The organism is Xanthomonas arboricola, assembly GCF_002940665.1.
GTDB lineage: Bacteria > Pseudomonadota > Gammaproteobacteria > Xanthomonadales > Xanthomonadaceae > Xanthomonas > Xanthomonas arboricola_B.
In genome coordinates this window covers 651,731-676,017 of sequence record NZ_MIGY01000001.1, presented here as the reverse complement: position 1 = coordinate 676,017, position 24,287 = coordinate 651,731, and the positions used below count along the sequence as shown (strand labels likewise).

Here is a 24,287-nt window from a genome sequence, read left to right as displayed (position 1 = left end):
GCATCGCCAGCCGCACGGCCAGCGACATGCGCGACAGGCAAGCTGCAATCTCAGCGACCTGCATGCGGGCGCAACGCCAGCGTGCCACGGCTGTCCCAAGCCATCCATCCGCGCAGCGCCCAGACACTGGCGCCACGTGTACCGGCTGCTTTTTCGATTCCCCATTCTCCATTCCCCAGACCTAGCGAGCTGACCCCATGTCCATCATCCGCATGACCGACCTCGATCTCTCCGGCAAGCGCGTGCTGATCCGCCAGGATCTCAACGTGCCGATCGACAACGGCCAGATCACCTCCGAGCAGCGCATCACCGCCTCGGTGCCCACCATCAAGCTGGCGCTGGAAAAGGGCGCTGCGGTCATGGTCACCTCGCACCTGGGCCGCCCCAAGGAAGGCAGCTGGACCGAAGAAGATTCGCTGGCGCCGGTGGCCGCGCGCCTGACTGCGCTGCTGGGCGTGGACGTGCCGCTGGTGCGCGACTGGGTCGACGGCGTGGAGGTGGCGCCGGGCCAGGTGGTGCTGCTGGAGAACTGCCGCATGAATGTCGGCGAGGGCAAGGACGACGAGGCGCTGGCGCGCAAGTACGCCGCGCTGTGCGATGTGTTCGTCATGGATGCCTTCGGCACCGCGCATCGCGCGCAGGCCTCCACGCATGGGGTGATCCGCTTCGCGCCAGTGGCTGCCGGTGGTCCGCTGTTGATGGCCGAACTCGACGCGCTGGCCAAGGCGCTGGACAACCCGGCCAAGCCGCTGCTGGCGATCGTGGCCGGCAGCAAGGTGTCCACCAAGCTGGAGCTGCTGTCCAACCTGGTCAACAAGGTCGACCAGCTGATCGTCGGCGGTGGTATCGCCAACACCTTCATTGCTGCGGCCGGGCATGACGTCGGCAAGTCCCTGAGCGAGCCGGATCTGATTCCCACCGCCAACCAGATCGTCGCCGATGCGAAGGTGCGCGGTGCGGAGATTCCGTTGCCGACCGATGTCGTCGTCGCCAAGCAGTTCCTGCCCGATGCGGAGGCGACGGTGAAGTCGCTCGAGGCCGTGGAGGCCGACGACCTGATTCTGGACATCGGCCCGCAGACCGCCGCGCGCTACGCCGAGCTGATCGCCAGCGCCGGCACCGTGGTGTGGAACGGGCCGGTCGGCGTGTTCGAGTTCGAGCCCTTCAGTCACGGCACCGAGACGCTGGCGCGTGCGATCGCCGGCTCCAAGGCGTTCTCGATCGCCGGTGGCGGCGACACCCTGGCGGCCGTGGACAAGTACGACATCGCCAAGGACGTCACCTACATCTCCACCGGCGGCGGCGCCTTCCTGGAATTTCTGGAAGGCAAGACCTTGCCGGCGGTGGCAGCGCTGCAGGCGCGCGGCAAGTGAGTGCAGCCACGCTGTTCTTCGATCTGGACGGCACCCTGGTCGATTCGGAGCCGGGCATCGTCGCCAGCATCGTGCATGCCTTCGACGAGGTCGGCCAGCCGCGTCCGTCGCCGCAGACCCTGCGCGCGTGGATCGGCCCGCCGCTGCGCGACAGCTTCACCGACTGTTTTCCCGAAGATCCGGAGCTGGTGCAGCGCGCACTGGCGGCGTACCGCGGGCGGTACGACGCGGTGGGCTGGACCGAACTGAGCGTGTTCGACGGTATCGGCGAGGTCGTCACCGACCTGCACCGCGCCGGCCATCGCCTGGCGGTGGTGACCTCGAAGAACGAGCGCTACGCGCGCCGCATCGTCGAGCATCTGCCGTTCGGTGCGTGCTTCGAGGACGTGATCGGGGCCAGCGAAGACGGCGAGCGCCGCTTCAAGCCGGACCTGATCGCCGAAGCGCTGCGGCGCCTGGACATCGCCAAGACCGGCTGCGTGATGATCGGCGACCGTCGGATGGATATCGATGGTGCCAACCACCACGGCATTCATAGCATCGGCGTATTGTGGGGCTTCGGCGACGAAGCCGAGCTGCGTGCCGCAGGTGCCGGTGCGATCGCACGGACGCCCGCCGGGTTGCGCGCCTTGATCAATGCATAGGACTGACGGACAACGCAGTTGCGCCCATCGCCAGGCGAGCGCGGCCGGCGCTCGTCGGTGGATGGCGCTACGCGCACGTTGCGAGAGGGGTGCAGCATCCGCGCCACGCTGGCCGTTCGCCGCCGTCCGATCGCCGCTGCGCCCCGTGCGACCTTCACCGCTGCCGCGTTAGGGTGGCAGCCCACCCATCACATCCCGCCGCGTGCCAACGCGCTGCGGAAGGCGTACGTACTGTCCCGCACTGTCTACAGGACATGCCGGAATACGAGGATGGCTATGCCGCAATGCCATCGTTGGTAGGTGACGCGTGTGTTAAGTTTCGCGGCTTTTACAGGGAGGCCCTCATGAAAGAACGTCAACGCCGCACCAAGATCCTCGCCACGCTCGGACCGGCGACGGATCCGCCCGGTGTGCTGGAAGCCTTGTTCAAGGCGGGCGTCAACGTGGTGCGCCTCAACTTCAGCCATGGCGACCCGTCCGGCCAGGCCAAGCGCGCTGCCGAAGTGCGCGCCGCGGCCGTGCGCGTCGGTGCCGAAGTCGGCATCCTGGCCGACCTGCCGGGTCCGAAGATCCGCGTCGAGCGCTTTGCCGAAGGCAAGATCAAGCTGACCACCGGCGAGCGTTTCGACCTGGTGGCCGACCCCAACGCGCCTGCGGGCGACCAGCACCAGGTCGGCGTCAGCTACCTCGGCCTGCCGCAGGACGTAGCCCCCGGCGACGTGTTGCTGCTGGACGATGGTCTGGTGCAGTTGCAGGTAACCGAAGTGCAGGGTCAACGCATCGTCACCACCGTGCTCAACGATGGCGTGCTGTCCGATCGCAAGGGCCTGAACAAGCAGGGCGGCGGCCTGTCGCTGGGCGCGCTGACCGAGCGCGACAAGGAACTGATCGGCATCGTCGCAAAGATCGGTGTGGACTTCATCGCGGTGTCGTTCTGCCGTAACGCCGAAGACATGAACGACGCGCGCCGTATCGCCCGTCAGCACGGCTGCGATGCCGCGCTGGTGTCCAAGATCGAGCGCACCGAAGCGATCGAGAACCTGGTCGAGATCGTCGAAGCGTCCGACGTGGTGATGGTGGCGCGTGGCGATCTGGGCGTGGAAATCGGCGATGCCGAATTGCCGGGCCTGCAGAAGAAGATCATCCGCGAATCGCTGGCGCAGAACAAAGTGGTGATCACCGCCACGCAGATGCTGCAGTCGATGGTGGAAAGTCCGATCCCGACCCGCGCCGAAGTGCTCGACGTGGCCAATGCGGTCATCGATGGCACCGATGCAGTGATGCTGTCGGCCGAAACCGCTGCTGGCGCCTATCCGGTGCGGGCGGTGGAAGCGATGGCACGCATCTGTCTGGGGGCCGAGCGCCAGTTCGAGTTCGACACCGATTTCGAAGCGGCGCAACGCAACCTGCAGCGCGCCGACCAGGCGATCGCGATGGCGACTATGTTCCTGTCCGAGCACATCGGTCTGGCTGGTGTCGTTGCACTGACCGAGTCTGGCGGCACGCCGCGGTATCTGTCGCGCTTCCGTTCCAACATGCCGATCTATGCCTTCACCCGTCACGATGGCGCACGCCGCCACATGGCGATGATGCGTGGCGTGTTCCCGATCAGCTTCGACAGCCGCGGCCTGACCCCGCGCGAAGCCGCACGTGCGGCGATCCGTCTGCTGGTGGAGAACGAGCGCATGGGACCGGGCGACCGCGTGGTGTTCACCAGCGGCGAGCATATGGAAACCCATGGCGCCACCAACACGCTGCGTCTGCTGGAAGTGGGCGAAGACGGCCGCGCCAGCGGCCTGGGCGAGCTGTAACGCCTGGCCTGAGCAGCCCGTGCGTCGCCGGTCGACGCACGCGGTGAATCAAATCGTTGCGTGCAAGCACAGCGGCGGCCTGCGGGTCGCCGTTGTGCTGTGCGGCGGATGGTCTGTCGTGCGAATGCGCCTGCAGGAGCACGCAGCGCGCAGCGTGTACATCACGCTGCGCGCCGCGCCACGCATCCTGTCATGCAGGACAGGTGTAATCGGTTGCAGACATTCCGTGAAGGAATGTCTGCGACTTTCGTCGCTATACTTTCGTTCTCCCCCGCAGCTGCCACAGGAACCACATGAGCATCGAACAGCTTGCCGAAACCGCCCAGGCCATGGTCGCCCCGGGCAAGGGCATCATCGCCATCGACGAATCGACCAGCACGATCGCCAAGCGTTTTGCCAGCGTCGGCATCGAGAACATCGAAGAAAACCGCCGCGCTTACCGCGAACTGCTGCTGACCACGCCCAAGCTGAGCGACTACATCTCCGGCGCGATCCTGTTCGACGAGACCATCCGTCAGAAGACCAAGGACGGCGTGCCGTTCGCCGAGTACATGACTGCCCACGGCATCATCCCGGGCATCAAGGTCGACAAGGGCGCGCAGCCGCTGGCTGGCATGCCGGGCGAGCTGGTGACCGAAGGTCTGGACGGTCTTCGCGCGCGGCTGGAGGAGTACTACACGCTGGGCGCCCGCTTCGCCAAGTGGCGTGCGGTCATCAACATCGGCGAAGACATCCCGTCCGGCACCTGCATCGAGGCCAACTCGCATGCGCTGGCGCGTTATGCCGCGCTGTGTCAGGAGCAGGGCCTGGTGCCGATGGTCGAGCCGGAAGTGATCATGGACGGCAACCACGACATCGAGACCTGCTACGAGGTCACCGAAGCCACGCTGCGTTCGCTGTTCGGTGCGCTGTACGAGCAGAATGTCGTGCTCGAAGGCACCATCCTGAAGGCCTCGATGGTCATTTCCGGCAAGGGCTGCGATGAACAGGCCGGCGTCGAGGAAGTGGCCGAGTCCACCGTGATGTGCCTGAAGTCGACCGTGCCGGCGATTCTGCCGGGCATCGTGTTCCTGTCCGGTGGCCAGACCGACGAGCAGTCCACCGCGCATCTCAACGAGATGCACCAGCTCGGCAATCTGCCGTGGCCGCTGAGCTTCTCGTATGGCCGCGCGATGCAGCAGGCGGCACTGAAGCTGTGGGCCAAGGACATGAGCGGCAACTTCGCCAAGGCGCAGCAGATCATCTATGAGCGTGCCAAGGAAAACGGCCTGGCCGCGCTGGGCAAGTGGAAGGGTTGATCGGCGTGCCGGCCGTTCTAGGGCCGCATCACACCTAGCAAAAAAACGCCGGCAGCGATGCCGGCGTTTTTGTCTGTGTGGATTGCCCTGCACCCGAACGACTTCCCAAACGCAACGAGCGCCTTGCGGCGCTCGTCATCTCAACCTCCACCTCGCACGGGTGTCAGGCGGCGGCGGTTTCCTGCGCCGCCAGGGCTTGTTGGTAGGCCTTGTACGTTGCCTCGTTGTAGGCCACCAGCACGATGTGCTTGGGCACCTTGTGCGAGCGCTGCCAATCGCGGGTTTCGGTCACGGCGATGCGCGCGGCCTGATGCAGCGGATAGCCGTAGATGCCACAGCTGATGGCCGGGAAGGCGACCGAATGCAGCATCATCCGCTCGGCCAGTTTCAACGACTGCCAGTAGCAGTTGGCCAGTTGTTCCGGCTCGTTGTGCTTGCCGTCGCGCCAGACCGGGCCGACGGTATGAAAGACATGGCGTGCCTTGAGATCGAAACCGTCGGTAATGCGGATTTCGCCGGTGGGGCAGCGCACACCCGGACGCACTTGCGGCAACGCCTCGCAGGCCTGCAGCAGGCGCGGGCCGGCAGCGCGGTGGATGGCGCCATCGACACCGCCACCGCCCAGCAACGATTCGTTGGCGGCGTTGACAATGACGTCCACGTCGAGTTCGGTGATGTCGCCTTGCCAGACTTCGATCTTCATGGCGCGATAATTAGGGGATTTGCATGAGGAACGCGTGATGGGGCGCGCGTCGCGGAATGGGCACGCTATCGCCCTTTCATCTCATCGGCTGAGATTGCCAAAAAACGGCTGCAGCGGTGGCAATAGGGCAAGCGCTAACCTGCAGATGCGATCGGTCGGCTCAATCGCCGCTCAGCGATCTTCCGAGGTCGGGCGCTTACAACCAGCGTCGCACGCGCGCGCAGTAGGCGCTGTATTGGCGGCCGAATTCGTTGCGCAGACGCGCTTCTTCGAACGGAATCACGTACAGCTGCAGGGCCAGCCATGGCAGCGGCAACAAGGCGACTGCCCACAGCAGGCCGAGCTGCAGGCACAGGCCGACATAGCTGAGCACCAGCGCCACGTACATCGGGTTGCGGGTGAAGCGATACGGGCCATCCAGCACCAGCAGCGAGGGATGGCCGCTAGGCATGATGGTGGTGCGCCGACGCGCGAACAGGATGAAGCAGCGCACCGCCAGCGCCAGTCCGAGACAGGCGATCACGCCGCCGACAAGTTCGATCCAGGCCAACGGCGTTGGCGCAGGCAATGGCAGCTCCAGTGCGCTCTGCAGCCAGGCGCCCAGGCCCATGGCCAACGCGAAGTGCGCAGGCGAGGTGATCTTGACCAGCCATGGCGCCCGCCAAACGCGGGTGTCGCTGTGTCCATACGGCTGGTTGCTCACGACGGTTCTCCTTGCATCCGCCGTTATCTTAACGTTTCCTTGACATGGGCGGGAGTGCGCACCGCACTGCATACGCAAATCTGCAAATGCGAACTGCCATCGGGCGTGTGTGCGGCAATAGGCAGTTACGCGTCGAGGAGGCCGGGGCAATGGCTGGATCGACCATGGGCACACAGGCCGCGCCGTGGGCGCGGCCTGTGCGTGCAAGCAAACGATGCACGAGCGTCAGGGCAGACCGGCCAACCAATCGTCGTCGGAGCCTTCGTTGATGTCGGCAAACAGCGGCGTGGAGAAATAGCGCTCGCCGGTATCGGGCAGCATCGCCAGCACCACCGCGCCGGGCACCGCGCTTTCGGCCACGCGCAATGCGGTGGCGACGGTGGCGCCGCCGGAGATGCCGGTGAAGATGCCTTCTTCGGCGGCCAGACGGCGCGCCACGCTGATCGCGTCGGTGTCTTCCACGCTCAGCACTTCGTGGGCGACCTCGCGGTTGAGCACCTCCGGCACGAAGTCCGGGGTCCAGCCCTGGATCTTGTGCGGCTTCCAGTCCTGGCCTTGCAACAGGGCAGCGCCGGCCGGCTCGGTGGCGGTGATGCGTACTTCCGGGCGGGCCACGCGCAGCACTTCGCCCACGCCGGTGAGCGTGCCGCCGGTGCCCCAGCCGGTGACGAAATGGTCCAGCCGGTGGCCGGCGAAGTCGCGCAGGATTTCGGCTGCAGTGGTGTTGCGGTGGTAGGCCGGATTGGCCGGGTTGGCGAACTGGCTGGCCAGGAACCAGCCATGCTGCTCGGCCAGCTCCTTGGCCTTGCGCACCATGCCGCTGCCGCGTTCGGCCGCCGGGGTCAGGATGACCTTGGCGCCATAGGCGCGCATCAGCTTGCGGCGCTCGATGGAGAAGGTTTCCACCATGGTGGCGACGAACTTGTAGCCGTGCGCGGCGGCCACCATCGCCAGCGCCACGCCGGTATTGCCGGAGGTGGCTTCGACAATGGTGTCGCCGGGCTTGAGCAGGCCGCGCTGTTCGGCATCGAGGATGATGGCCAGCGCCAGACGGTCCTTGACCGAGCCGCCGGGATTGAACGACTCGACCTTGACATACAAGGTCACGTGATCCGGCGCAAGCCGGTGGAGTTTGACCACCGGAGTGCGGCCGATGGTGTCGAGGATGTTGTCGTACAGGGCCATGGGGTCTCCGTCGGAATCAGGCTGCGTGGGCGAGTGTGGGCGTGTCGGGCGTTGCGATGGGTGAGCGCGCAGGCGACTGCCCGGTCAACGGCGCCGCCCCGAACCAGTGCAGGCTGGCGGCCAGCCCGGCGACCTCGCCCAGGAGCAGCAGGGCCGGGGCGCGCACGGCATGCCGCTGCGCGGTGGCGGCCAGGCTGGCGAGGGAGCCGGTGATCACGCGTTGCTGCGGGCGCGAGCCGTTTTCCACCAGCGCGAACGGGGTGGCGGGCGCGCGGCCGGCCTGCAGCAGGCGTTGCTGGATGCCGTCCAGGCCGGCCACGCCCATGTAGAACGCCAGGGTCTGGCGTTCCTGGCCGAGCGCCTGCCAGTCCAGCGTGTCCAATGAATCCTTGCAGTGCGCGGTGATCAGCCGCAGCGATTGCGCATGGTCGCGATGGGTCAGCGGTATGCCGGCATAGGCGGCGCAGGCGATCGCGGCGGTGATGCCGGGAATGACCTGGAAGCCGATGCCGTGCGCGCGCAGGAATTCCAGCTCTTCGCCGCCGCGGCCGAACACGAACGGGTCGCCGCCCTTGAGCCGCACCACGCGGCGACCGGCGCGCGCGTGCTCGCGCATCAGTGCGTGGATCTGCTCCTGGCGCGTGCTGTGGCCCTGGGCGGCCTTGCCGACTTCCACGCGCAGCGCGTCGCGACGTGCCAGTTGCAGGATCTGCGGGCTGACCAGGCGATCGTAGAGCAGCACATCGGCCTGACGCAGCGCGCGCAAGGCATGCCGGGTGAGCAGACCGGGATCGCCGGGACCGGCACCGACCAGGGCCACGCTGCCGGGAGAGAGCCGGCCGACCGTGGTGCGGGGCGCCGCGGGCGGTGCAGGTGTCGCCGCCGAAATGGCGGGCGTGGCGTCGTGGGTGAGCAGGCGGCGCGCGCTGGCCGCGGCACGCAGGGCGTCGTTGAGGTCAGGCGCAGTGCTGGCGGCGATTGTGAGCCAGACCGGTTGATCGGGTAGTTCCAGCCATGCCGGCTCGAACTGCCCCACCAGCCAACGCAGCTGCCCGGTCTGCGCCCAGTCGCGCAGTTGCGGGCTGAGTTCCGGCGCACCCAACAATGGCAGTGCGCCGGCTTGCAGCAGGGCGGCAGTGGCGCGCTCGGCCGCGGCGTCGCCGCCGATCACCAGGACGGCACGGCCACGCAGGTCGGCAAGAAGCGGGAACACAGAGGGCACGGCCAGCGCATCGAGAGGGGAGGGCAGACCGTAACGCCGGCATATAGCCGTCGGAAATGACTTCATACACCCTGAAAATAGCGTTCGGTTATAAGCTCGCACGCAGAACTCCTCTACAGTCGAGTCCTTCGTGGCGCCTCGCGCTTTTTTGGATATAAGCCCATGACGCTGACCCAACTTCGCTATCTGGTCGCCATCGCCGATGCCGAGCTCAACATCACGCTCGCCGCCGCGCGTGTGCATGCGACCCAGCCCGGTCTGTCCAAACAGCTCAAGCAGCTGGAGGACGAACTGGGCTTTCTGCTGTTCGTGCGCAAGGGGCGCAGCCTGGATGCGGTGACGCCGGCCGGGGTGGAAGTGATCGAGCGCGCGCGCTCGGTGCTGTCGGAAGCCAACAACATCCGCACCTACGCGGCCAACCAGCGCCGCGAGAGCCAGGGCCAGCTGACCCTGACCACCACCCACACTCAGGCGCGCTTCGTGCTGCCGCCGGCGGTGGCGCAGATCAAGCACGCCTATCCGCAGGTCAGCGTGCATCTGCAGCAGGCGGCCGAAAGTGCGGCGCTGGATCTGCTCAGCCAGGGCGATGCGGACATTGCGGTGGTCAGCACTGCCGGTGGCGAACCGAGCGCCGGCATCGCGGTGCCGCTTTATCGCTGGCGCCGGCTGGTGATCGTGCCGCGCGACCATCCGCTGGATCAGGCACGCACCGCGCCGGACATGCAGGCCTTGTCGCAGCACCCGTTGATCAGCTACGAATCCTCCACGCGGCCGGGCTCGTCGCTGCAGCGCGCGTTCGCCCAGGTCGGGCTGGAGCCGAGCATTGCGCTGACGGCCCTGGATGCGGACCTGATCAAGACCTATGTGCGTGCCGGGCTGGGCGTCGGGCTGGTGGCGGAGATGGCGGTCAGCGCCAGCGACGAGGACCTGCGCGCCTGGCCGGCACCGGCGCCGATCGCCGAGTGCATCGCCTGGGCGGTGCTGCCGCGCGACCGCGTGCTGCGCGACTACGCCCTGGATCTGGTGCACGTGCTGGCGCCGCAGATCGACAAGCGCGACCTGCGCCGCGTGCTGGACGGCAACCAGGCCCCGGCCTGGCCACTGCCGCCGACCTGGGAATCGCTGACCCAGACCATTACCAGCTGAGCTGCCTGTCGAAGCCTGCCGCGCGCCTGGCCCCACACCTGCTCACGACGTCTGCGGTGCCTGTGAGAGCGCTCCGGTCTGCTGAGGGCTGCTTGCCCGCGTACCGATGGCGACTGTGATTACACTGCGGTCTGCGCGGTGTACCGATTCGGTTGACTGCACGCGCCCCCGTTCGCCACTGTGAGGTGCTGCAAGCGATGACCGAGCCACTGCGTCCGCCCCTCAGCCGGCTGTGGTCGCCCGACCAGGACGGAGGCATGTCGTTGCAATTGTCGGCCAGTGTCGAGGGACATGAGCACGCAGTGCTGACGGTGTTGGCCGATCCCCAGGACGAATCGTTGTGGGTAGAACTGCTGGCCGACGGTACCCAGGTGCAGATTCCGCTGGCGGTGCTGCACCAGCTGCTGGAGGTTGCGGCGGAAGAGGTGCATTCGGCGGACTGGTTCGCCCGCCAGGATGCGGGCGATCCACAGGTCTGAGACGGTCGATGATGGTCTGCGACGGCCTATCAAATGCTGTGCTGCATTGTCCGCTTTACCGAAAATCGTCGGGTACCAATGGCCTGCGCGGCCGCCCGCGCTGGCCCGAGCGCGCGCTGGCAGTGATTCTCCCTGCTGCTGCCGGGGCGGCGGGGGGGTGGTCCGCCCGCATTCAGTGGCACGCTGCGCTGTCGTAAATCCTTGGCGCAACCGCACCTTGACGCGGCGCCGTAGAGCCATCGTCAGGCCAGCGGGATGCGTACCGAAAAGCAGGTGCCGCCGCCCGGGCGTGGGCGCACATTCACTTCGCAGCCCAGGGTCTCGGCGGTGCGGCGCACGATCCACAGACCGATGCCCAACCCGTCGCTGCGCGGGTCGGCCTGACGGAAGGCCTGGAATACCTGTTCGGGGTGATCCAGGTTCAGGCCGATGCCGCTGTCGATGATTTCCACCACCGCATGGCCGGGGCGACGCCGGACGCCGACCAGCACGCGCCCGCGTTCGGTGTACTTGACCGCATTGCCGATCAGATTGCCGAGCAAGGTGGTCAGCAGCGTGGGATGGCTGCGCACGCGTAACGAGGTGGCCACATGGCGCAAGGCCAGACACTTGTCGATCGCCGGCTGCCGCCATACGCCCAGCACCGCATGCAGCACGTCCTCCAGCGCCAGCGGCTGCAGGTCCGGCGTGGCGGTCTCGCTGGCGGCGGCCAGGGTGGCCAGCTCGTCGAGGTTGCGCGCCACCAGATTGATCGCATCGCGCGCGGTGACCAGGGTCGGGATGGAATCGACATTGGCATGCCGGCGCATCTTGTCGATGGCGTAGGCGGCGGTGCGCAGCGGGGTCTTCAGGTCGTGCCCGGCGATGGCCATCAGGCGACTGCGGTAGCGGTCGGATTCCTCGGCCACCTGCAGTGCGCGGCGCAGTTCCAGCTGCGCCATGGTCTGGCGCGCAAGTGCGCGCAGGGCATCGACCTGTTCGGCGCTGAGCTGGCGCGGCTGGCGGTCGAGCACACAAACTGTGCCCAGCGGCAGGCCTTCGCTGGTCTTGAGTACGGCACCGGCATAGAAATGCAGCGGCGTCTCGCCGGTCACCAGCGGATTGCGTGCGAAGCGGACGTCCTTGCGTGTGTCTGGAACCACCAGCACGTCGCTGTCGAGCAGCGCGTGCGCGCACATCGACTTGAACAGCGGCGTTTCGCGCTCGCCCATGCCGAGTTCGCTCTTGAACCACTGACGATCGGCATCCACCAGGCTGATCAGCGCGATCGGGGTCTGGCAGATGATCGAGGCCAACCTGGTGATGTCTTCAAAAGCGGCCTCGCGCGGCGTGTCGAGAATGCCGTAACTGCGCAACGCCTGAAGGCGCAATGCCTCGCTCGGCGGCTTGGCAGCGCAGGGAAGGGGCTCGGCCGCTGGATCGGACAGGACGGTGCTCATGCGCGCGCAGTGAATGGGATGACGTATAAGCATAGGGCATGCCAGGGGCCGCCATGTGCGCGCCGTCACGCCCACTGCCGGAACCGTGACTACCGACCTCGGCAGTGAGGTGCATTGACCGTGCAGGGCGGCACCTGTGCGTCGGCGGGGTTCGGATCGTGTCGGCAAACTCCGCCGCCCGTTGTCGCTGCTGGCGAGGGCCGATGTTGAGGGGTGCGACATGCGGTCGCGCACCGGCCACCATCGTCGCTCCTGCGGCATGTGGCGGCTTACACTCGCGCGATGCGTTCGCTCCGCTGCCACCCTTGCCTGCACCTGCTTGCCTGCCTGGCGGTGCTGTTGATGCTGGTGGTGCCACTGATCAGTCGTTGGAGCCAGGCACAGGCGGTCGAGCCGATGTGCACGAGCGGGCCGGCGCCGGACGCGGGCGGTTCGCTGCATGCGGGCCACCCGGGCCTCATGACGCAGACCGCCGCGCACCAGCATGACGTCGCTGTATTGCCGCTCAAGCCGCACACCGGCGACCACGCAGGCGCGCATGGCGAGGCCTGCGACTACTGCGTGCTGGCCGCACGCCTGCTGCCGTGGCTGGCGCTGCTGGTGCTGTGCCTGCTGCAAGGGCGGCCGGCGCCGGCGCTGCTGCACAGGCAGGTGCGCGCAGCATCGATGGTGCGCTGGGCCGCACTCGGGGCGCGTGGGCCGCCGCTGCACGCGTGAGTCTGGCCCCATCGCGGGCGTCCGCTGCGTCGTAGCGATTGCGTGCCGATCTTCCGGCGCGCCTGCACGCAGCTGCATGGACGACCCGTTTTTCTGAAGTGATGCCTGTGCCCGCTGTGTTGCCGCGGCGCACGGCGGTGCTGCCGTGCCGGCACGGCGAAGGGTTGGTCATGCGGTTGCGATTATTGAAAACGCTGTGGTACGCGCCATCGTTGGCGCTGGTGTGGGGACCTGCCTGCAATGTACAGGCGCAGGATGCGGCATTGACCCTGGGCAAGGTGCAGGTGAACGCGCAGCCCCGGCGCAGCCCGAGCACCGCACGCGTGCTGAGTTCGGTGGATGTGATCGGTGGCGAGCTGCTGCACGATCAACACGTGGACTACAGCTGGGAGCTGCTGATGCGCGCGCCGGGGGTGCAGGTCACCCAGTTCCGCATGGGCACCGACGCGGGGCGGTTTTCGTTCCGTGGTTTCAATGGCGAGGGGCGCATCAATGCGGTGAAGCTGCTGATCGACGGCGTCCCCAGCAACGACAACGCCGGCGGCATGCCGTATCTGGATGCGGTGTTTGCGCAGGACATCAGCGCGATCGAGATCGTGCGCGGCACCAACGATGCGCGCTACGGTCTGCATGCGATCGCCGGCAGCGTGGATGTGCTGACCCGCACCGGCGGCAACGATGGCCGCCTGAGCGTGACGGCCGGCAGTTTCGGTGCGCGCGAGGTGCAGTTGGGCAAGGGCTTCGAACATGGCGCATGGAGCCAGAACTATGTGCTGGCCTGGCGCGATTCCGATGGCTATCGCGAGCACGCCGACGCGCGCAAACGCAGCGTGGCCGGCAAGTGGTTCTATACCGACCCCGATGGCGGCTTGCGTGCCGGGCTCACCACGCGTTACTACGACAATCACGCACTGGAAGCCGGTTATCTGGATGCGGCGAGCGCACGCGCGGCGCCACGCAGTTCGCCGGCTTATGCGCAGGACGATCGCAGCGAACGCCAGTTGCGGCAGACCGCATTGCATGCGGACGGCACGCTGGGCGCCGCTGCGCAGTGGAGCGCCAAGGCCTACCAGAACGACTACCGCAATCGGCGCTGGGTGCGCTTTTCCGCAGCCGGCCTGCAGCAGGAACGCGATACCGACGAGACCCATCGCGGCCTGCTGTTGCGCGGCAACTGGCAGCCGGATTGGGGCGCGCTGGCGGCCAATCTCGAAGCCGGCGTGGATGCGCAGTGGCAGGACAATCAGTCGCAGCGTTACCGCACGGTGGTACGGGTGCGCGGCGCGCAATTGCGCGATTGGGACTACGACCTGCGCACGCGCGGGGCCTACGTGCAGGCGGTGCTGACCCCGATCGAGCGGCTGCAGCTGGTGCCGGGCTATCGCATCGACCGTGTCGATGGGCAGCTGCACGATGTGCGTGCCGGCATCCACGCACCCACTTACGAGTACGGCACCATCAAGCAGCCCAAGTTCAGTGGCAGCTATCGGCTGGCCGGGCAAAGCAGCGTGTACGCGAACTGGGGGCGCAGCTTCCAGATCGGCAGCGGCGACGGTACGTACCGGCGCCAGCCGGCAAATCTCGGCCCGTCGATCAATGACGGCTGGGAGGCCGGTTTCAAGTTCGCGCCATCGGCGGTGATGGACGGCCGCCTGGCGTATTGGGAGCAACGCGCTTCTGGGGAAGTTGCCACCATCCTGGGCGTCAATGGCGTGGCCGGTGTCGGCGATGTGGCCAATGTCGGGCGCACGCTGCGGCGCGGCTGGGATGCGCAACTGAATCTGCAGCCGGCCGAACACTGGCGGGCCTGGATGGCGTATTCGCGGCAAAAGGCCAGCATCGCCACGCCGGACCCGAGTGCGCCGGCCACGCGCGGCAAGGAGATCGAGAACGTACCGCACTGGCTGGCCACCGCCGGGCTGGAATGGCAGCTCACCGCGGCCGTGCAGCTGAGCGCCTGGGGCAATGCGCAAGGCGATTATTATCTGGAGCGCAGCAATACGCTGGGGCGCACCGGTGGTTACGCCCTGCTCAATCTGGGCGCACGCTGGAACCTTGACGCACGCAACGCGCTCAGCCTGCAGCTGCGCAATGTCACCGATCGCGCGTACGTGTATGCGTGGTACGACACCGGTAGTTCCGGCTATTCGCCGGGCGATGGACGTGCGTTGTCGCTGTCCTGGGACTGGAGCTTCTGATGCGCGCAATCATGGGCGATGGCCGCGTCACCGATCCGCCCCGGGATGGCCGCTGGCGTTTCTATCGCGCGGTGTGGCGCTGGCACTTCTACGCCGGTTTGCTGGTGCTGCCCTTCATCGTCTGGCTGGCGCTGACCGGTGCGGCATTCCTGTACCAGGATGCGATCGACCGCAGCGTGCACCATGGCTTGAAGGTCGTGCCGGTGGGCGAGCGGCGGGTGTCTGCGCAACGCCTCGTCGATGCGGCGCAGCGCAGGTATGGCGGCAGCTTGTTTCGCTACACCACGCCCGCACGCGCCGATGCCAGTACCGAGATCGGGTTGGTGGACACGCACGCGGTGCGGCAGGTGGTGTATGTCGACCCGTATCGCGCACGCGTGCTCGGTGCGCTGCCCGAGCACGGCACCCTGGCCTGGACAATCCGCCGGCTGCACAGTCTCGAGTTGATCGGGCCGCTTGCGCGCGGCTTGATCGAAATGGCGGCGGGCTGGGCGATCGTGCTGGTGCTGACCGGTGTGTATCTGTGGTGGCCGCGCGGGCGCCGCGGCGGCGTGGTCAGCGTGCGCGGCACGCCGGGGCAGCGGCTGTTCTGGCGCGATCTGCATGCGGTCACCGGTGCCAGCGTCGGTGCGATATTGCTGTTCCTGGCGCTCACCGGGATGCCGTGGTCGTGGCTGTGGGGCGCGCAGGTCAATCGCTGGGTCAATGGGCAGGATTTCGGGTATCCGGCCGGTGTGCGGGTGCAGCAGCCGATGTCGCAACAGCGTTTGTCCGAGACGACCGATCCGGCGTGGTCTTTGCGGCAGGCGCGTGTGCCGGAGTCTGTGGTGCCTGGCCGTGGAGCCGCGGGGGTGGATGAGGGTCTGCATGACGGGCGGGTGGGTGTGACGCTGTCGGGTGCGGAACATTCAGAACATTCGGAACACGCGGAACAGCCAAGCCCGTCAGAACATGCAATGCAGTCGGAACATGCCGCGCACGGCGGCACCGGCAATGTCGCTGCGCCCGGTCACGGCGCCATCGGGCTGGATGCGGCGATGGCGCGGTTCGATGCGCTCGGCATCGTGCCGGGCTACAGCGTCTCGCCACCGCGTGGCGCCACCGGGGTGTATACCGCCTCGGTCTATCCGGCCGACCTGCAGCGCCAGCGCGTGATCCATCTGGATCAGTACAGCGGCGCGGTGCTGCTGGACATGCGCTATCGCGATTACGGGCCAGTGGGACGCGCGCTGGAGTGGGGCATCAATGTGCATCTGGGCCAGCAATACGGCACTGCCAATCAGGTGATCCTGTTGCTGGCCTGCGCGGCGATCGTGCTGCTGTGCGTGAGCGCGGCGGTGATGTGGTGGAAGCGTCGCCCGGTCGGCGGCCTGGGCGTGCCGCCGTTGCCGGCCGATCCGCGCACGCTGCGCGGTCTGCTGGTGCTGCTGATGATCTGCGGGCTGATCTTCCCGCTGGTCGGGGTGTCGTTATTGCTGATGTGGCTGTCCGACCGCTACTGGATGCAGCGCAATCAGGCACGTGTTCCCGCACCATGAGCACGTGCGCGTCACCTCAATGCGCTGCGGACGCGCCGAGTCAGGGATGCGCTTCGCGGTGTGCCCACCGGCAAACTCGACGCGTAGTGGTGCAGGCCTGCTTCGTAGCGAGCGCGCGCTGCGCCGCGCTCAGATGTCCTCGTGGATGCCGCATTCGCGCTTCAACCCGAAGAAGCGCGTGTCCTCCTCGCGCATGCCCGGTTCCCAGCGGCGTGTGGTGTGGAAGTCGCCGATGGACACGTAGCCTTGTTCCCATAGCGGGTGATAGGGCAGGTCGTGCGCCTGCAGGTATTGCCACACGTCACGGTCGGTCCAGTCGGCGATCGGGCTGACCTTGTAGCGCTCACCGCGCTTTTGCACGATCGACGTCTGTGCGCGGCCACCGGACTGGCTGCGGCGCAGGCCGGTGAACCAGGTGCCTACGTTGAGCTCGTCCAACGCGCGGCGCATCGGTTCGACCTTGCGCAGGTTGTTGTACTGGTCGATGCCGACCATGCCCTGTTCCCACAGGCGGCCGTGGCGCGCTTCCATCCAGGCACGGCTGACCAGCGGGCGGTACACCTTGAGGTTGAGCTTGAGCCGGTCGGCCAGCGCGTCGGCAAACCGGTAGGTTTCCGGGAACAGGTAGCCGGTATCGATCAGGATCACCGGAATGTCCGGGCGCTGTTGGGTGAGCAGATGCAGCGTGACCGCCGACTGCGCGCCGAAGCTGGACGACAGTGCCGCCTCCTGCGGGCCGTGTTGCAGTGCCCAGGCCACGCGCTCGTCGGCGCGCAGACCTTCCAGTTGCGCGTTGAGCGCGTCCAGGTCGTCCAGCGCGGACGCAGTGATCGATGCAGCGGGCAGCGCGGTCATGCGAGCAATTCCAGGTCGAGGTGACGGTGTGTGGGGTAGGGCGGCAGGGCGATCAGGCCGCTGCGATGCAGGAAATCGCCGAAGCCTTCGTCTCCGGCCTGATCGCGTTCGGCCGCATAGCGCGCCAGCAGCGGTTCCAGTGCGGCGAGAATGTCCGCTTCGGTGATGTTTTCGCGGTACAGCGTGTTCAGGCGCTGGCCGCGGCGGTCGCCGCCCAGCATCAGGTTGTAGCGGCCGGGTGCCTTGCCCACCAACGCGATCTCGGCCAGATACGGGCGCGAGCAGCCATTCGGGCAGCCGGACAGGCGCAGCACGATCGGGGTGTCGGCCAGTCCGTGTTGCTCCAGCACCGGCTGCAGGGCCGCGCTGAAATCGGGCAGGTAGCGTTCGGCCTCGGCCATCGCCAGGCCGCAGGTCGGCAGCGACACGCAGGCCATTGCGCCGCGTGCCAGCGCGGTGGGCGCGCGATTGCCGGCATCCAGGCTGTATTGCGCGACCAGGGCATCGACGCGCGCACGCTCGCTGGCCAGCACGCCGGCGATGACCAGGTTCTGGTTGGGCGTCATGCGGAACTGGCCGACGTTCAATTGCGCAATCGCCCGCAGGCCGCTCAGGTGCGCAGCGGTGTCGGTATCGGCAATGCGCCCGGCAGGCAGGGCCAGGGTCAGATGCGACAGACCATCGTCGCCCTCGACCCAGCCGTAGCGGTCGCCGTTGTGCTCGAACGCGAACTGCCTGGCGGGTTGCAACGCAAAGCCAGCACGACGTTCGATCTCAGCCACGATGGTGTCCAGGCCGTGATCGTCGATGGTGTACTTGAAGCGCGCGCGCTTGCGCACCGCACGGTTGCCGAAGTCGCGCTGGGTGGTGACCACGGCGGTGGCCACCTCCAGCAACTGATCGCGGGTGACAAACCCGACGACATTGGCCACGCGCGGCCAGGTTTCCGCATCGCCATGGCTGGCGCCCATGCCGCCGCCGATGCTGACGTTGTAGCCGAGCAACTCGCCGTTGTGCAGGATCGCGATGAAGCCCAGGTCGTTGGCGAACACGTCCACATCGTTGAGCGGCGGTGCGGCGAAACCGATCTTGAACTTGCGCGGCAGGTAACGGTCGCCGTAGATCGGCTCTTCTTCGTTGCCGGAGCCTGACACGCGCTCTTCGTCCAGCCAGATCTCGTAATACGCACGGGTGTTGGGCAACAGATGCTCGGACACCCGCGCGGCATCGGCATACAGCGTGGCATGCGCCTGCGACAGCAGCGGATTGGCCGCGACCTGCACATTGCGATTGACATCGCCACAGGCGGCCAGCGTATCGATCAAGGTGGCGTTGATCGCCTGCATGGTCGCCTTGAGTTCGCGCTTGATCACGCCATGGAACTGGAACGCCTGGCGCGTGGTGATGCGCAGCGAATGATTGGCGTACCGCGTGGCGATGCCATCCAGCGCCAGCCACTGCGTGGGCGAGATCACTCCACCCGGCGTACGGGTGCGGATCATGAACTGGTACGCCGGTTCGAGCTTCTGCCGACGCCGCTCATCGCGGATGTCGCGATCGTCCTGCTGATAGCTGCCGTGGTACTTGATCAGGGTCTGATCGTCCTCGCGCAACGCACCGGTCACCGCATCGGCCAGGCTCTGTTCCAGCGACCCGCGCAGACGGCGACTTTCGGATTTGATGTCTTCGACGGAGTGAGTCATGGGAATCGGGAGTCGGGAATGGGGAATCGAAAAAAGCGGCTTGGTCTGCCAGGAAAGGTCAGTTGCGGGCTGTTCCGATTCCCGATTCCCCCATCCCGATTCCCAGCACTAATAGACATCACGCGCATACCGCCCCTCCACCTGCAACTGGGTGAGATACGCCGCGGCGGCTTCTGCATCCACGGCGCCGTGGGTGGCGACGATGTCGAGCAGGGCGGCGTGCACGTCCTTGCCCATGCCGATCGCCCCGCACACGTACAGATGCGCACCGCCTTGCAGCCAGGCGTAGACCTCGGCGCCGCGCGCGCGCAGGCGATGCTGCACGTAGATCTTTTCGGCCTGGTCGCGCGAGAACGCGACTTCCAGCGCGTGCAGTTCGCCGCGCTGCAAGGCCTGCTGCCACTCGGCCTGATACAGGAAATCGGTATTGAAATGCTGGGCGCCGAAGAACAGCCAGTTGCGGCCCTTGGCGCCGGTTTCGGCGCGCTCCTGCACAAAGCCGCGGAACGGCGCCACGCCGGTGCCCGGGCCGATCATCAGGATGTCGCGATCGGTATCGGCCGGCAGCCGGAAGCGCGCGTTCGGCTCGATGTAGACCGGTGCGGTGTCGCCTTCGCGCAATGCGGCCAGAAAGCCGCTGGCCGAGCCCAGGTGCGCATGCCCGTGCGCCTGGTAGGTGAGTTCGTGCACCACCAGGTGCACTTCCTCGCCTACGCGCTTGCGGCTGGAGGCGATCGAGTACAGGCGTGGGGTGAGCGGACGCAGCGCGGCCAGCAGGCCGGCATGGTCCCAATCCGCCGGCCAGCGCCGCAGCACGTCGATCAGCTGGTGATCGGTGAGCAACGACGCCAGGCCGGCGGTCTGGGTGGGGGCGAGCAGCGCTTGCAGCTCGTCGGCGCGCGCACGCTCCGCATGGGCGGCCAGCAGCGGCCGCGACAGCTTGGTCAGTTCGCGCCGGGTGGCCAGCCACTCGTGCAGGGCCAGCGTCTCTGCGCCGACGGTGACCGCGGCACGACCATCCAGGCGCAGCGTCTCCAGCACCGCATCCACCAGCGCGGGCGGATTGCGATGGCGGATGCCCAGCGCATCGCCGGGCTCGTAGCTCAGCCCGCTGCCTTCCAGCGAAAATTCCAGATGGCGCACGCGCTTGCTCGGCAATGCGTACACGCGGAACTGCGGGCCCTTGAAGTCGCGCCCGCTGACGATCTGGTTGGCCAGCAGTTCGGCAGGGAAAGGCTGCTGATGCGACCACACCGGTGCGGCTGCACTGCTGCGCAACGGCGTGATGGTGGCCGATGGCGGGCCGCTGCTGAGCTGCTCGCGTGCGTGCTTGAGCGCCTGCGCGCGCCAGGGCGCAGCGACGCTGTCGATCTCCAGGTCGGCTTCGCCGCGCGGCTGCACGCGGCTGCCGCCAAGTTCGGCCAGGCGGTCGTCGATGCGGCGTGCGATGCCGCAGAAATCCGCGTAACTGGAATCGCCCAGGCCGAGCACCGCGTACTTGAGCTCGGGCAGCTTGGGCGCGCGGCGGCTGGCCAGAAATTCCACCAGCCCGATCGCATCGTCCGGCGGGTCGCCCTCGCCCTGGGTGCTGATGACCACGTAGAGCAACCGCTCGCTGGCCAGTTCGCGGGTGGGGTACTGGTCGGCGCGCAGCAGACGCACGCTCAGGCCGGCGGCCCCGGCCTCGGCTGCCAGCTGCTCGGCTTCCCGGCGTGCGTTGCCGGTCTGGCTGCCGTACAGCACGGTCAGGCGCCGGCTTTCCTGCGACTGCACATGCGGCTGGCCGCCCGGCAACACCGCCAGCGGCCGCGGCGGCTGGCCTTGTGCCAGGCCGGCGGTGTAACCGGACAGCCACCACAGTGACGCGGCATCCAGGCCGTCGACCAACCGTTCCAGCAGCGCCTTGCGCTCGTCGGGCAAGGGGCTGGGCGGTAGCGCGGAACTGGCGGCGGTCATTCGGATCCAGGGCGGTTGATGAGACCAGTGAGGTTATGGAAGCGCCGCCGCGTCCAGAAAGGATGAGCCGTTATCGCGTTATGCCGGCCGCTTATTTGGGTGCGGGTTGCCCGCGCCACACACTGCGGCGCCTTGCCCTACCATCGGCTGGTCTGCCCGCCGACGCCCACGAACCCCGATGACCCTGCTGCCCCTGTCACACCTGGATCGGCTCGAGGCCGAAAGCATCCACATCCTGCGCGAGGTCGCCGCCGAATTCCGGGCCCCGGTGATGCTGTATTCGGTGGGCAAGGACAGCTCGGTGCTGCTGCATCTGCTGCTCAAGGCGTTCGCGCCGTCGCCGCCACCGATCCCGCTGCTGCACGTGGACACGCGCTGGAAGTTCGGCGAGATGATCGCCTTCCGCGACCGCCGCGCGGCCGAAACCGGCGTGGACCTGCGCGTGCACATCAACCCCGATGGCATCGCCCAGGACGTCGGCCCGATCAGCCATGGCGCGGCGGTGCATACCGACATCATGAAGACCCAGGGCCTGAAGCAGGCGCTGGAGCAGGGCGGCTTCGATGCGGCGATCGGCGGGGCGCGCCGCGACGAGGAGAAGTCGCGCGCCAAGGAGCGCGTGTTCTCGTTCCGCAACGCGCGTCATCGCTGGGACCCCAAGAACCAGCGCCCGGAACTATGGAATCTCTACAACGCGCGCACCAAACCCGGCGAAAGCGTGCGCGTGTTTCCGCTGTCCAACTGGACCGAGCTGGATATCTGGCTGTACATCTACCGCGAGCGGATACCGGTGGTGCCGCTGTATTTCGCCGCGCCGCGCCCGGTGGTGCAGCGCGACGGCGCCTGGATCATGGTCGACGACGAGCGCCTGCCATTGCACGACGGCGAGACGCCGCAACTGCGCTCGGTGCGCTTCCGCACGCTGGGCTGCTATCCGCTGACCGGCGCGATCGAATCGACCGCAGACACGCTGGAAGCGGTGATCGCCGAAATGCTGGTCAGCACCAGCTCCGAACGCCAGGGCCGCATGATCGATCATGCGCCAGGTGCGTCGATGGAGCAGAAGAAGCTTGAGGGGTATTTTTGATGGGCAGGGAATCGGGAATCGGGAATGGAGAATCGAAACAGCAGTTCGCCGCAAACGTGATGAGGGAAGAGGTCGCCTTTGCGATTCCCGATTCCCCACTCCCGATTCCCGGCGCCATCAGCGCTTACCTGCATCAACACGAAGCCAAGCCGCTGCTGCGCTTCATCACCTGCGGCAGCGTGGACGATGGCAAGAGCACGTTGATCGGGCGCTTGCTGTACGACAGCAAGCGCCTGTTCGACGATCAGCTTGCCGCGCTGGAGGGCGATAGCCGTCGGCATGGCACGCAGGGCGAGGGTATCGACTATGCGTTGTTGATGGATGGGCTGGCCGCCGAGCGCGAGCAGGGCATCACCATCGATGTGGCGTACCGCTATTTCGATACCGAGCGGCGCAAGTTCATCGTCGCCGACTGCCCCGGGCATGAGCAGTACACGCGGAACATGGCCACCGGCGCATCCACTGCCGATGTTGCGGTGGTGCTGGTGGATGCGCGCAAGGGGTTGCTGGCGCAGACGCGCCGGCACAGTTACATCGTGTCGTTGCTGGGCATCGGCCACGTGGTGCTGGCGGTCAACAAGATGGACCTGGTGGACTACGACGCACAGGTCTTTGCCGACATCGCCGAGGGCTATCGCGCGCTGGCCGCGCAGCTGGGCATTGCCGATGTGCAGTGCATTCCGTTGTCGGCACTGGCTGGCGAAAATCTGTCCAGCCCATCGCCGCGGATGCCGTGGTACCGCGGCCCGCATCTGCTGCAGCATCTCGACACCGTGCACGTGGAGACGCCGGAAGCCGGCAGCGGCTTCCGGTTGCCGGTGCAGTGGGTCAATCGCCCCCATCAGCACTTCCGTGGCTACGCCGGCACCATCGCGGCCGGGCAGGTGCGCGTGGGCGATGCCGTGGTGGTGGTGCCGTCCGGGCGGCGCACACGGGTGGCATCGGTGCTGAATGCCGACGGCGAGGTGGACAGCGCACGTGTCGGCCAGGCGGTCACGCTGACCTTGCGCGACGAGATCGATATCAGCCGCGGCGACATCATCGCCGCCGTCGACGACCCGCCGGAAGTGGCCGACCAGTTCGCCGCGCATCTGCTGTGGATGGACGATACCGCCTTGCTGCCGGGCCGCCCGTACTGGCTCAAGATCGGCACGCGTACGGTCACCGCGAGCATCAGCGAGATCAAGCACAAGGTCGATGTGAACACGCAGGAGCGCCTGGCCGCCAAGCGGCTGGAGCTCAACGAGGTGGGCTACTGCAATCTGGCGCTGGACGAGCCGATCGCGTTCTCGCCGTATGCGCGCAACCGCGTGTTGGGCGGCTTCATCCTGATCGACCGGCAGAGCAATGCCACGGTGGCCGCCGGCACGCTGGAGTTTGCGTTGAGGCGCGCCGGCAACGTGCACTGGCAGCATCTGGACGTGGATCGCGCCGCGCGCGCGCGCATCAAGGGCCAGGCCCCGCGCGTGCTGTGGTTCACCGGCTTGTCGGGTGCGGGCAAGTCCACTGTCGCCAATCTGGTCGACAAGCGGTTGCATGCGCTGGGCTATCACACCTTCATCCTGGACGGCGACAACGTGCGCCATGGGCTCAACCGCGATCTGGGCTTCACCGACGAAGACCGCGTGGAAAACATCCGCCGCGTGGCCGAGGTGGCGCGGCTGATGGCCGATGCCGGCCTGATCGTGCTGGTGAGCTTCATTTCGCCGTTCCGCGCCGAGCGGCAGCTGGCGCGCGAGCGCTTCGACGCCGGAGACTTCGTCGAGGTGTTCGTGGATGTGCCGCTGGCGGTCGCCGAGGCGCGCGATGTGAAGGGGCTGTACCGCAAGGCGCGGGCCGGGCAGATTCCCAACTTCACCGGGATCGATTCGCCCTACGAGGCCCCGGAGGCGCCGGAGGTCCATCTTCACGCCGATGGTGAGAACGTAGAGGCGCTGGCGCGTCATGTGCTCGCGTTTCTCGGGCTGGAACGCTGAGCGTGGCTGACAGGACATAGCGGCAGGGGTCAGGTGGGTGTGGGCAACGCAAAGCCACGCATGAATGCGTGTATGCAGCGCCCGAGCGGCGGCCGCACCCCATCCGGCACCACGCCGCCATGTTTGTGGCTGCGCTGGCCAGCGCATCGCGCCGACGACAGCAAGGGTCTTTGGTCATGGTGCAAAGCACGCCCTTTCTGTCAACTCCATGGCGGCTAGGTCGTTAAACTTTCGACGTACCCCGCCAGGATGTT

At 67.1% G+C, this 24,287-nt stretch carries 19 protein-coding genes; 11 read left to right on the top strand and 8 right to left on the bottom strand.

Annotated features, from left to right (window positions below; translation table 11 throughout):
• Nucleotides 1-197: 197 nt before the first annotated feature.
• The 4 genes from XarjCFBP7645_RS02930 to XarjCFBP7645_RS02910 all read left to right on the top strand — a co-directional run bounded on the left by XarjCFBP7645_RS02930 (nucleotide 198) and on the right by XarjCFBP7645_RS02910 (nucleotide 5,126).
• The gene (locus XarjCFBP7645_RS02930) at nucleotides 198-1,373 is read left to right on the top strand and encodes a phosphoglycerate kinase (protein ID WP_104536160.1); all 1,176 of its coding nucleotides are present in this window, start codon (nucleotides 198-200) and stop codon (nucleotides 1,371-1,373) included.
• Nucleotides 1,370-2,017: an HAD family hydrolase gene (locus XarjCFBP7645_RS02925; protein ID WP_104536159.1), complete on the top strand. Its 648-nt coding sequence runs from the start codon at nucleotides 1,370-1,372 to the stop codon at nucleotides 2,015-2,017. The genes XarjCFBP7645_RS02930 and XarjCFBP7645_RS02925 overlap by 4 nt, the downstream gene beginning before the upstream one ends.
• Before the next feature lie 344 nt (nucleotides 2,018-2,361).
• Nucleotides 2,362-3,828 carry a pyruvate kinase gene (gene pyk, locus XarjCFBP7645_RS02920; RefSeq protein WP_104536158.1) on the top strand — a complete coding sequence of 489 codons (1,467 nt, stop codon included), beginning with the start codon at nucleotides 2,362-2,364 and terminating at the stop codon, nucleotides 3,826-3,828.
• A 293-nt stretch (nucleotides 3,829-4,121) separates the two neighbouring features.
• Complete coding sequence (locus tag XarjCFBP7645_RS02910; RefSeq protein ID WP_104536156.1) at nucleotides 4,122-5,126, top strand: class I fructose-bisphosphate aldolase; 1,005 nt, start codon at nucleotides 4,122-4,124, stop codon at nucleotides 5,124-5,126.
• Nucleotides 5,127-5,289: 163 nt separating this feature from the next.
• On the opposite strand, the gene XarjCFBP7645_RS02905 is transcribed toward XarjCFBP7645_RS02910, so the two are convergent.
• From XarjCFBP7645_RS02905 to cobA, 4 genes are all read right to left on the bottom strand, one after another.
• Nucleotides 5,290-5,829, bottom strand: coding sequence for an O-acetyl-ADP-ribose deacetylase (locus tag XarjCFBP7645_RS02905; RefSeq protein ID WP_104536155.1), 540 nt, complete (start codon nucleotides 5,827-5,829; stop codon nucleotides 5,290-5,292).
• A gap of 196 nt (nucleotides 5,830-6,025) precedes the next feature.
• The gene (locus XarjCFBP7645_RS02900; RefSeq protein WP_104536154.1) at nucleotides 6,026-6,532 is read right to left on the bottom strand and encodes a methyltransferase family protein; all 507 of its coding nucleotides are present in this window, start codon (nucleotides 6,530-6,532) and stop codon (nucleotides 6,026-6,028) included.
• Between the two features lie 225 nt (nucleotides 6,533-6,757).
• Nucleotides 6,758-7,717 (bottom strand): cysteine synthase A, encoded by a 960-nt coding sequence (cysK, locus tag XarjCFBP7645_RS02895; protein WP_104536153.1) that lies wholly within the window; start codon nucleotides 7,715-7,717, stop codon nucleotides 6,758-6,760.
• A gap of 16 nt (nucleotides 7,718-7,733) precedes the next feature.
• Nucleotides 7,734-8,939 carry a uroporphyrinogen-III C-methyltransferase gene (gene cobA / locus XarjCFBP7645_RS02890; protein ID WP_104536152.1) on the bottom strand — a complete coding sequence of 402 codons (1,206 nt, stop codon included), beginning with the start codon at nucleotides 8,937-8,939 and terminating at the stop codon, nucleotides 7,734-7,736.
• Nucleotides 8,940-9,101: 162 nt separating this feature from the next.
• On the opposite strand from cobA, the gene XarjCFBP7645_RS02885 reads away from it, so the two are divergent.
• Both XarjCFBP7645_RS02885 and XarjCFBP7645_RS02880 read left to right on the top strand, forming a co-directional pair.
• A complete protein-coding gene (locus XarjCFBP7645_RS02885) occupies nucleotides 9,102-10,085 on the top strand; it encodes a LysR family transcriptional regulator (protein WP_104536151.1) in 984 nt (327 codons plus the stop codon).
• Between the two features lie 197 nt (nucleotides 10,086-10,282).
• Nucleotides 10,283-10,564 (top strand): hypothetical protein, encoded by a 282-nt coding sequence (locus XarjCFBP7645_RS02880; protein WP_104536150.1) that lies wholly within the window; start codon nucleotides 10,283-10,285, stop codon nucleotides 10,562-10,564.
• A gap of 242 nt (nucleotides 10,565-10,806) precedes the next feature.
• Here the strand turns inward: XarjCFBP7645_RS02880 and XarjCFBP7645_RS02875 are convergent, their stop codons facing one another.
• Nucleotides 10,807-12,003 carry a GAF domain-containing sensor histidine kinase gene (locus tag XarjCFBP7645_RS02875; protein ID WP_104536149.1) on the bottom strand — a complete coding sequence of 399 codons (1,197 nt, stop codon included), beginning with the start codon at nucleotides 12,001-12,003 and terminating at the stop codon, nucleotides 10,807-10,809.
• A gap of 282 nt (nucleotides 12,004-12,285) precedes the next feature.
• On the opposite strand from XarjCFBP7645_RS02875, the gene XarjCFBP7645_RS02870 reads away from it, so the two are divergent.
• The 3 genes from XarjCFBP7645_RS02870 to XarjCFBP7645_RS02860 all read left to right on the top strand — a co-directional run bounded on the left by XarjCFBP7645_RS02870 (nucleotide 12,286) and on the right by XarjCFBP7645_RS02860 (nucleotide 16,456).
• Nucleotides 12,286-12,720, top strand: coding sequence for a DUF2946 family protein (locus XarjCFBP7645_RS02870; RefSeq protein WP_104536148.1), 435 nt, complete (start codon nucleotides 12,286-12,288; stop codon nucleotides 12,718-12,720).
• Nucleotides 12,721-12,914: 194 nt separating this feature from the next.
• Nucleotides 12,915-14,918 (top strand): TonB-dependent receptor, encoded by a 2,004-nt coding sequence (locus XarjCFBP7645_RS02865; RefSeq protein ID WP_181126211.1) that lies wholly within the window; start codon nucleotides 12,915-12,917, stop codon nucleotides 14,916-14,918.
• Nucleotides 14,918-16,456: a PepSY-associated TM helix domain-containing protein gene (locus XarjCFBP7645_RS02860; protein WP_016903593.1), complete on the top strand. Its 1,539-nt coding sequence runs from the start codon at nucleotides 14,918-14,920 to the stop codon at nucleotides 16,454-16,456. Before XarjCFBP7645_RS02865 ends, XarjCFBP7645_RS02860 begins: the two co-directional genes overlap by 1 nt.
• A 129-nt stretch (nucleotides 16,457-16,585) precedes the next feature.
• Here the strand turns inward: XarjCFBP7645_RS02860 and XarjCFBP7645_RS02855 are convergent, their stop codons facing one another.
• The 3 genes from XarjCFBP7645_RS02855 to XarjCFBP7645_RS02845 form a co-directional block, all read right to left on the bottom strand.
• Nucleotides 16,586-17,311, bottom strand: coding sequence for a phosphoadenylyl-sulfate reductase (locus tag XarjCFBP7645_RS02855; protein WP_016903594.1), 726 nt, complete (start codon nucleotides 17,309-17,311; stop codon nucleotides 16,586-16,588).
• The gene (cysI, locus tag XarjCFBP7645_RS02850) at nucleotides 17,308-19,014 is read right to left on the bottom strand and encodes an assimilatory sulfite reductase (NADPH) hemoprotein subunit (protein ID WP_016903595.1); all 1,707 of its coding nucleotides are present in this window, start codon (nucleotides 19,012-19,014) and stop codon (nucleotides 17,308-17,310) included. The genes XarjCFBP7645_RS02855 and cysI overlap by 4 nt, the downstream gene beginning before the upstream one ends.
• 108 nt (nucleotides 19,015-19,122) lie before the next feature.
• A complete protein-coding gene (locus XarjCFBP7645_RS02845; protein ID WP_104536147.1) occupies nucleotides 19,123-20,970 on the bottom strand; it encodes an assimilatory sulfite reductase (NADPH) flavoprotein subunit in 1,848 nt (615 codons plus the stop codon).
• A 178-nt stretch (nucleotides 20,971-21,148) separates the two neighbouring features.
• Between XarjCFBP7645_RS02845 and cysD the strand changes: the two genes are divergently transcribed.
• Together cysD and cysN are read left to right on the top strand one after the other, a co-directional pair.
• Nucleotides 21,149-22,057 (top strand): sulfate adenylyltransferase subunit CysD, encoded by a 909-nt coding sequence (gene cysD / locus XarjCFBP7645_RS02840; protein ID WP_104536146.1) that lies wholly within the window; start codon nucleotides 21,149-21,151, stop codon nucleotides 22,055-22,057.
• Nucleotides 22,058-22,116: 59 nt separating this feature from the next.
• Entirely contained in the window at nucleotides 22,117-24,033 is a 1,917-nt protein-coding gene (gene cysN / locus XarjCFBP7645_RS02835) for a sulfate adenylyltransferase subunit CysN (protein ID WP_258079494.1), read from the top strand.
• Nucleotides 24,034-24,287 lie beyond the last annotated feature (254 nt).

What these genes read in the sequence shown, in the direction of transcription:
- cysK (WP_104536153.1), bottom strand. Translation starts at nt 7,717, where the DNA reads ATGGCCCTGTACGACAACATCCTCGACACCATCGGCCGCACTCCGGTG.
- cysN (WP_258079494.1), top strand. Translation starts at nt 22,117, where the DNA reads ATGAGGGAAGAGGTCGCCTTTGCGATTCCCGATTCCCCACTCCCGATT.
- cysI (WP_016903595.1), bottom strand. Translation starts at nt 19,014, where the DNA reads ATGACTCACTCCGTCGAAGACATCAAATCCGAAAGTCGCCGTCTGCGC.
- XarjCFBP7645_RS02930 (WP_104536160.1), top strand. Translation starts at nt 198, where the DNA reads ATGTCCATCATCCGCATGACCGACCTCGATCTCTCCGGCAAGCGCGTG.
- pyk (WP_104536158.1), top strand. Translation starts at nt 2,362, where the DNA reads ATGAAAGAACGTCAACGCCGCACCAAGATCCTCGCCACGCTCGGACCG.
- XarjCFBP7645_RS02870 (WP_104536148.1), top strand. Translation starts at nt 12,286, where the DNA reads ATGCGTTCGCTCCGCTGCCACCCTTGCCTGCACCTGCTTGCCTGCCTG.
- XarjCFBP7645_RS02905 (WP_104536155.1), bottom strand. Translation starts at nt 5,829, where the DNA reads ATGAAGATCGAAGTCTGGCAAGGCGACATCACCGAACTCGACGTGGAC.
- XarjCFBP7645_RS02845 (WP_104536147.1), bottom strand. Translation starts at nt 20,970, where the DNA reads ATGACCGCCGCCAGTTCCGCGCTACCGCCCAGCCCCTTGCCCGACGAG.
- cysD (WP_104536146.1), top strand. Translation starts at nt 21,149, where the DNA reads ATGACCCTGCTGCCCCTGTCACACCTGGATCGGCTCGAGGCCGAAAGC.
- XarjCFBP7645_RS02885 (WP_104536151.1), top strand. Translation starts at nt 9,102, where the DNA reads ATGACGCTGACCCAACTTCGCTATCTGGTCGCCATCGCCGATGCCGAG.
- XarjCFBP7645_RS02910 (WP_104536156.1), top strand. Translation starts at nt 4,122, where the DNA reads ATGAGCATCGAACAGCTTGCCGAAACCGCCCAGGCCATGGTCGCCCCG.
- XarjCFBP7645_RS02880 (WP_104536150.1), top strand. Translation starts at nt 10,283, where the DNA reads ATGACCGAGCCACTGCGTCCGCCCCTCAGCCGGCTGTGGTCGCCCGAC.
- XarjCFBP7645_RS02875 (WP_104536149.1), bottom strand. Translation starts at nt 12,003, where the DNA reads ATGAGCACCGTCCTGTCCGATCCAGCGGCCGAGCCCCTTCCCTGCGCT.
- XarjCFBP7645_RS02855 (WP_016903594.1), bottom strand. Translation starts at nt 17,311, where the DNA reads ATGACCGCGCTGCCCGCTGCATCGATCACTGCGTCCGCGCTGGACGAC.
- XarjCFBP7645_RS02860 (WP_016903593.1), top strand. Translation starts at nt 14,918, where the DNA reads ATGCGCGCAATCATGGGCGATGGCCGCGTCACCGATCCGCCCCGGGAT.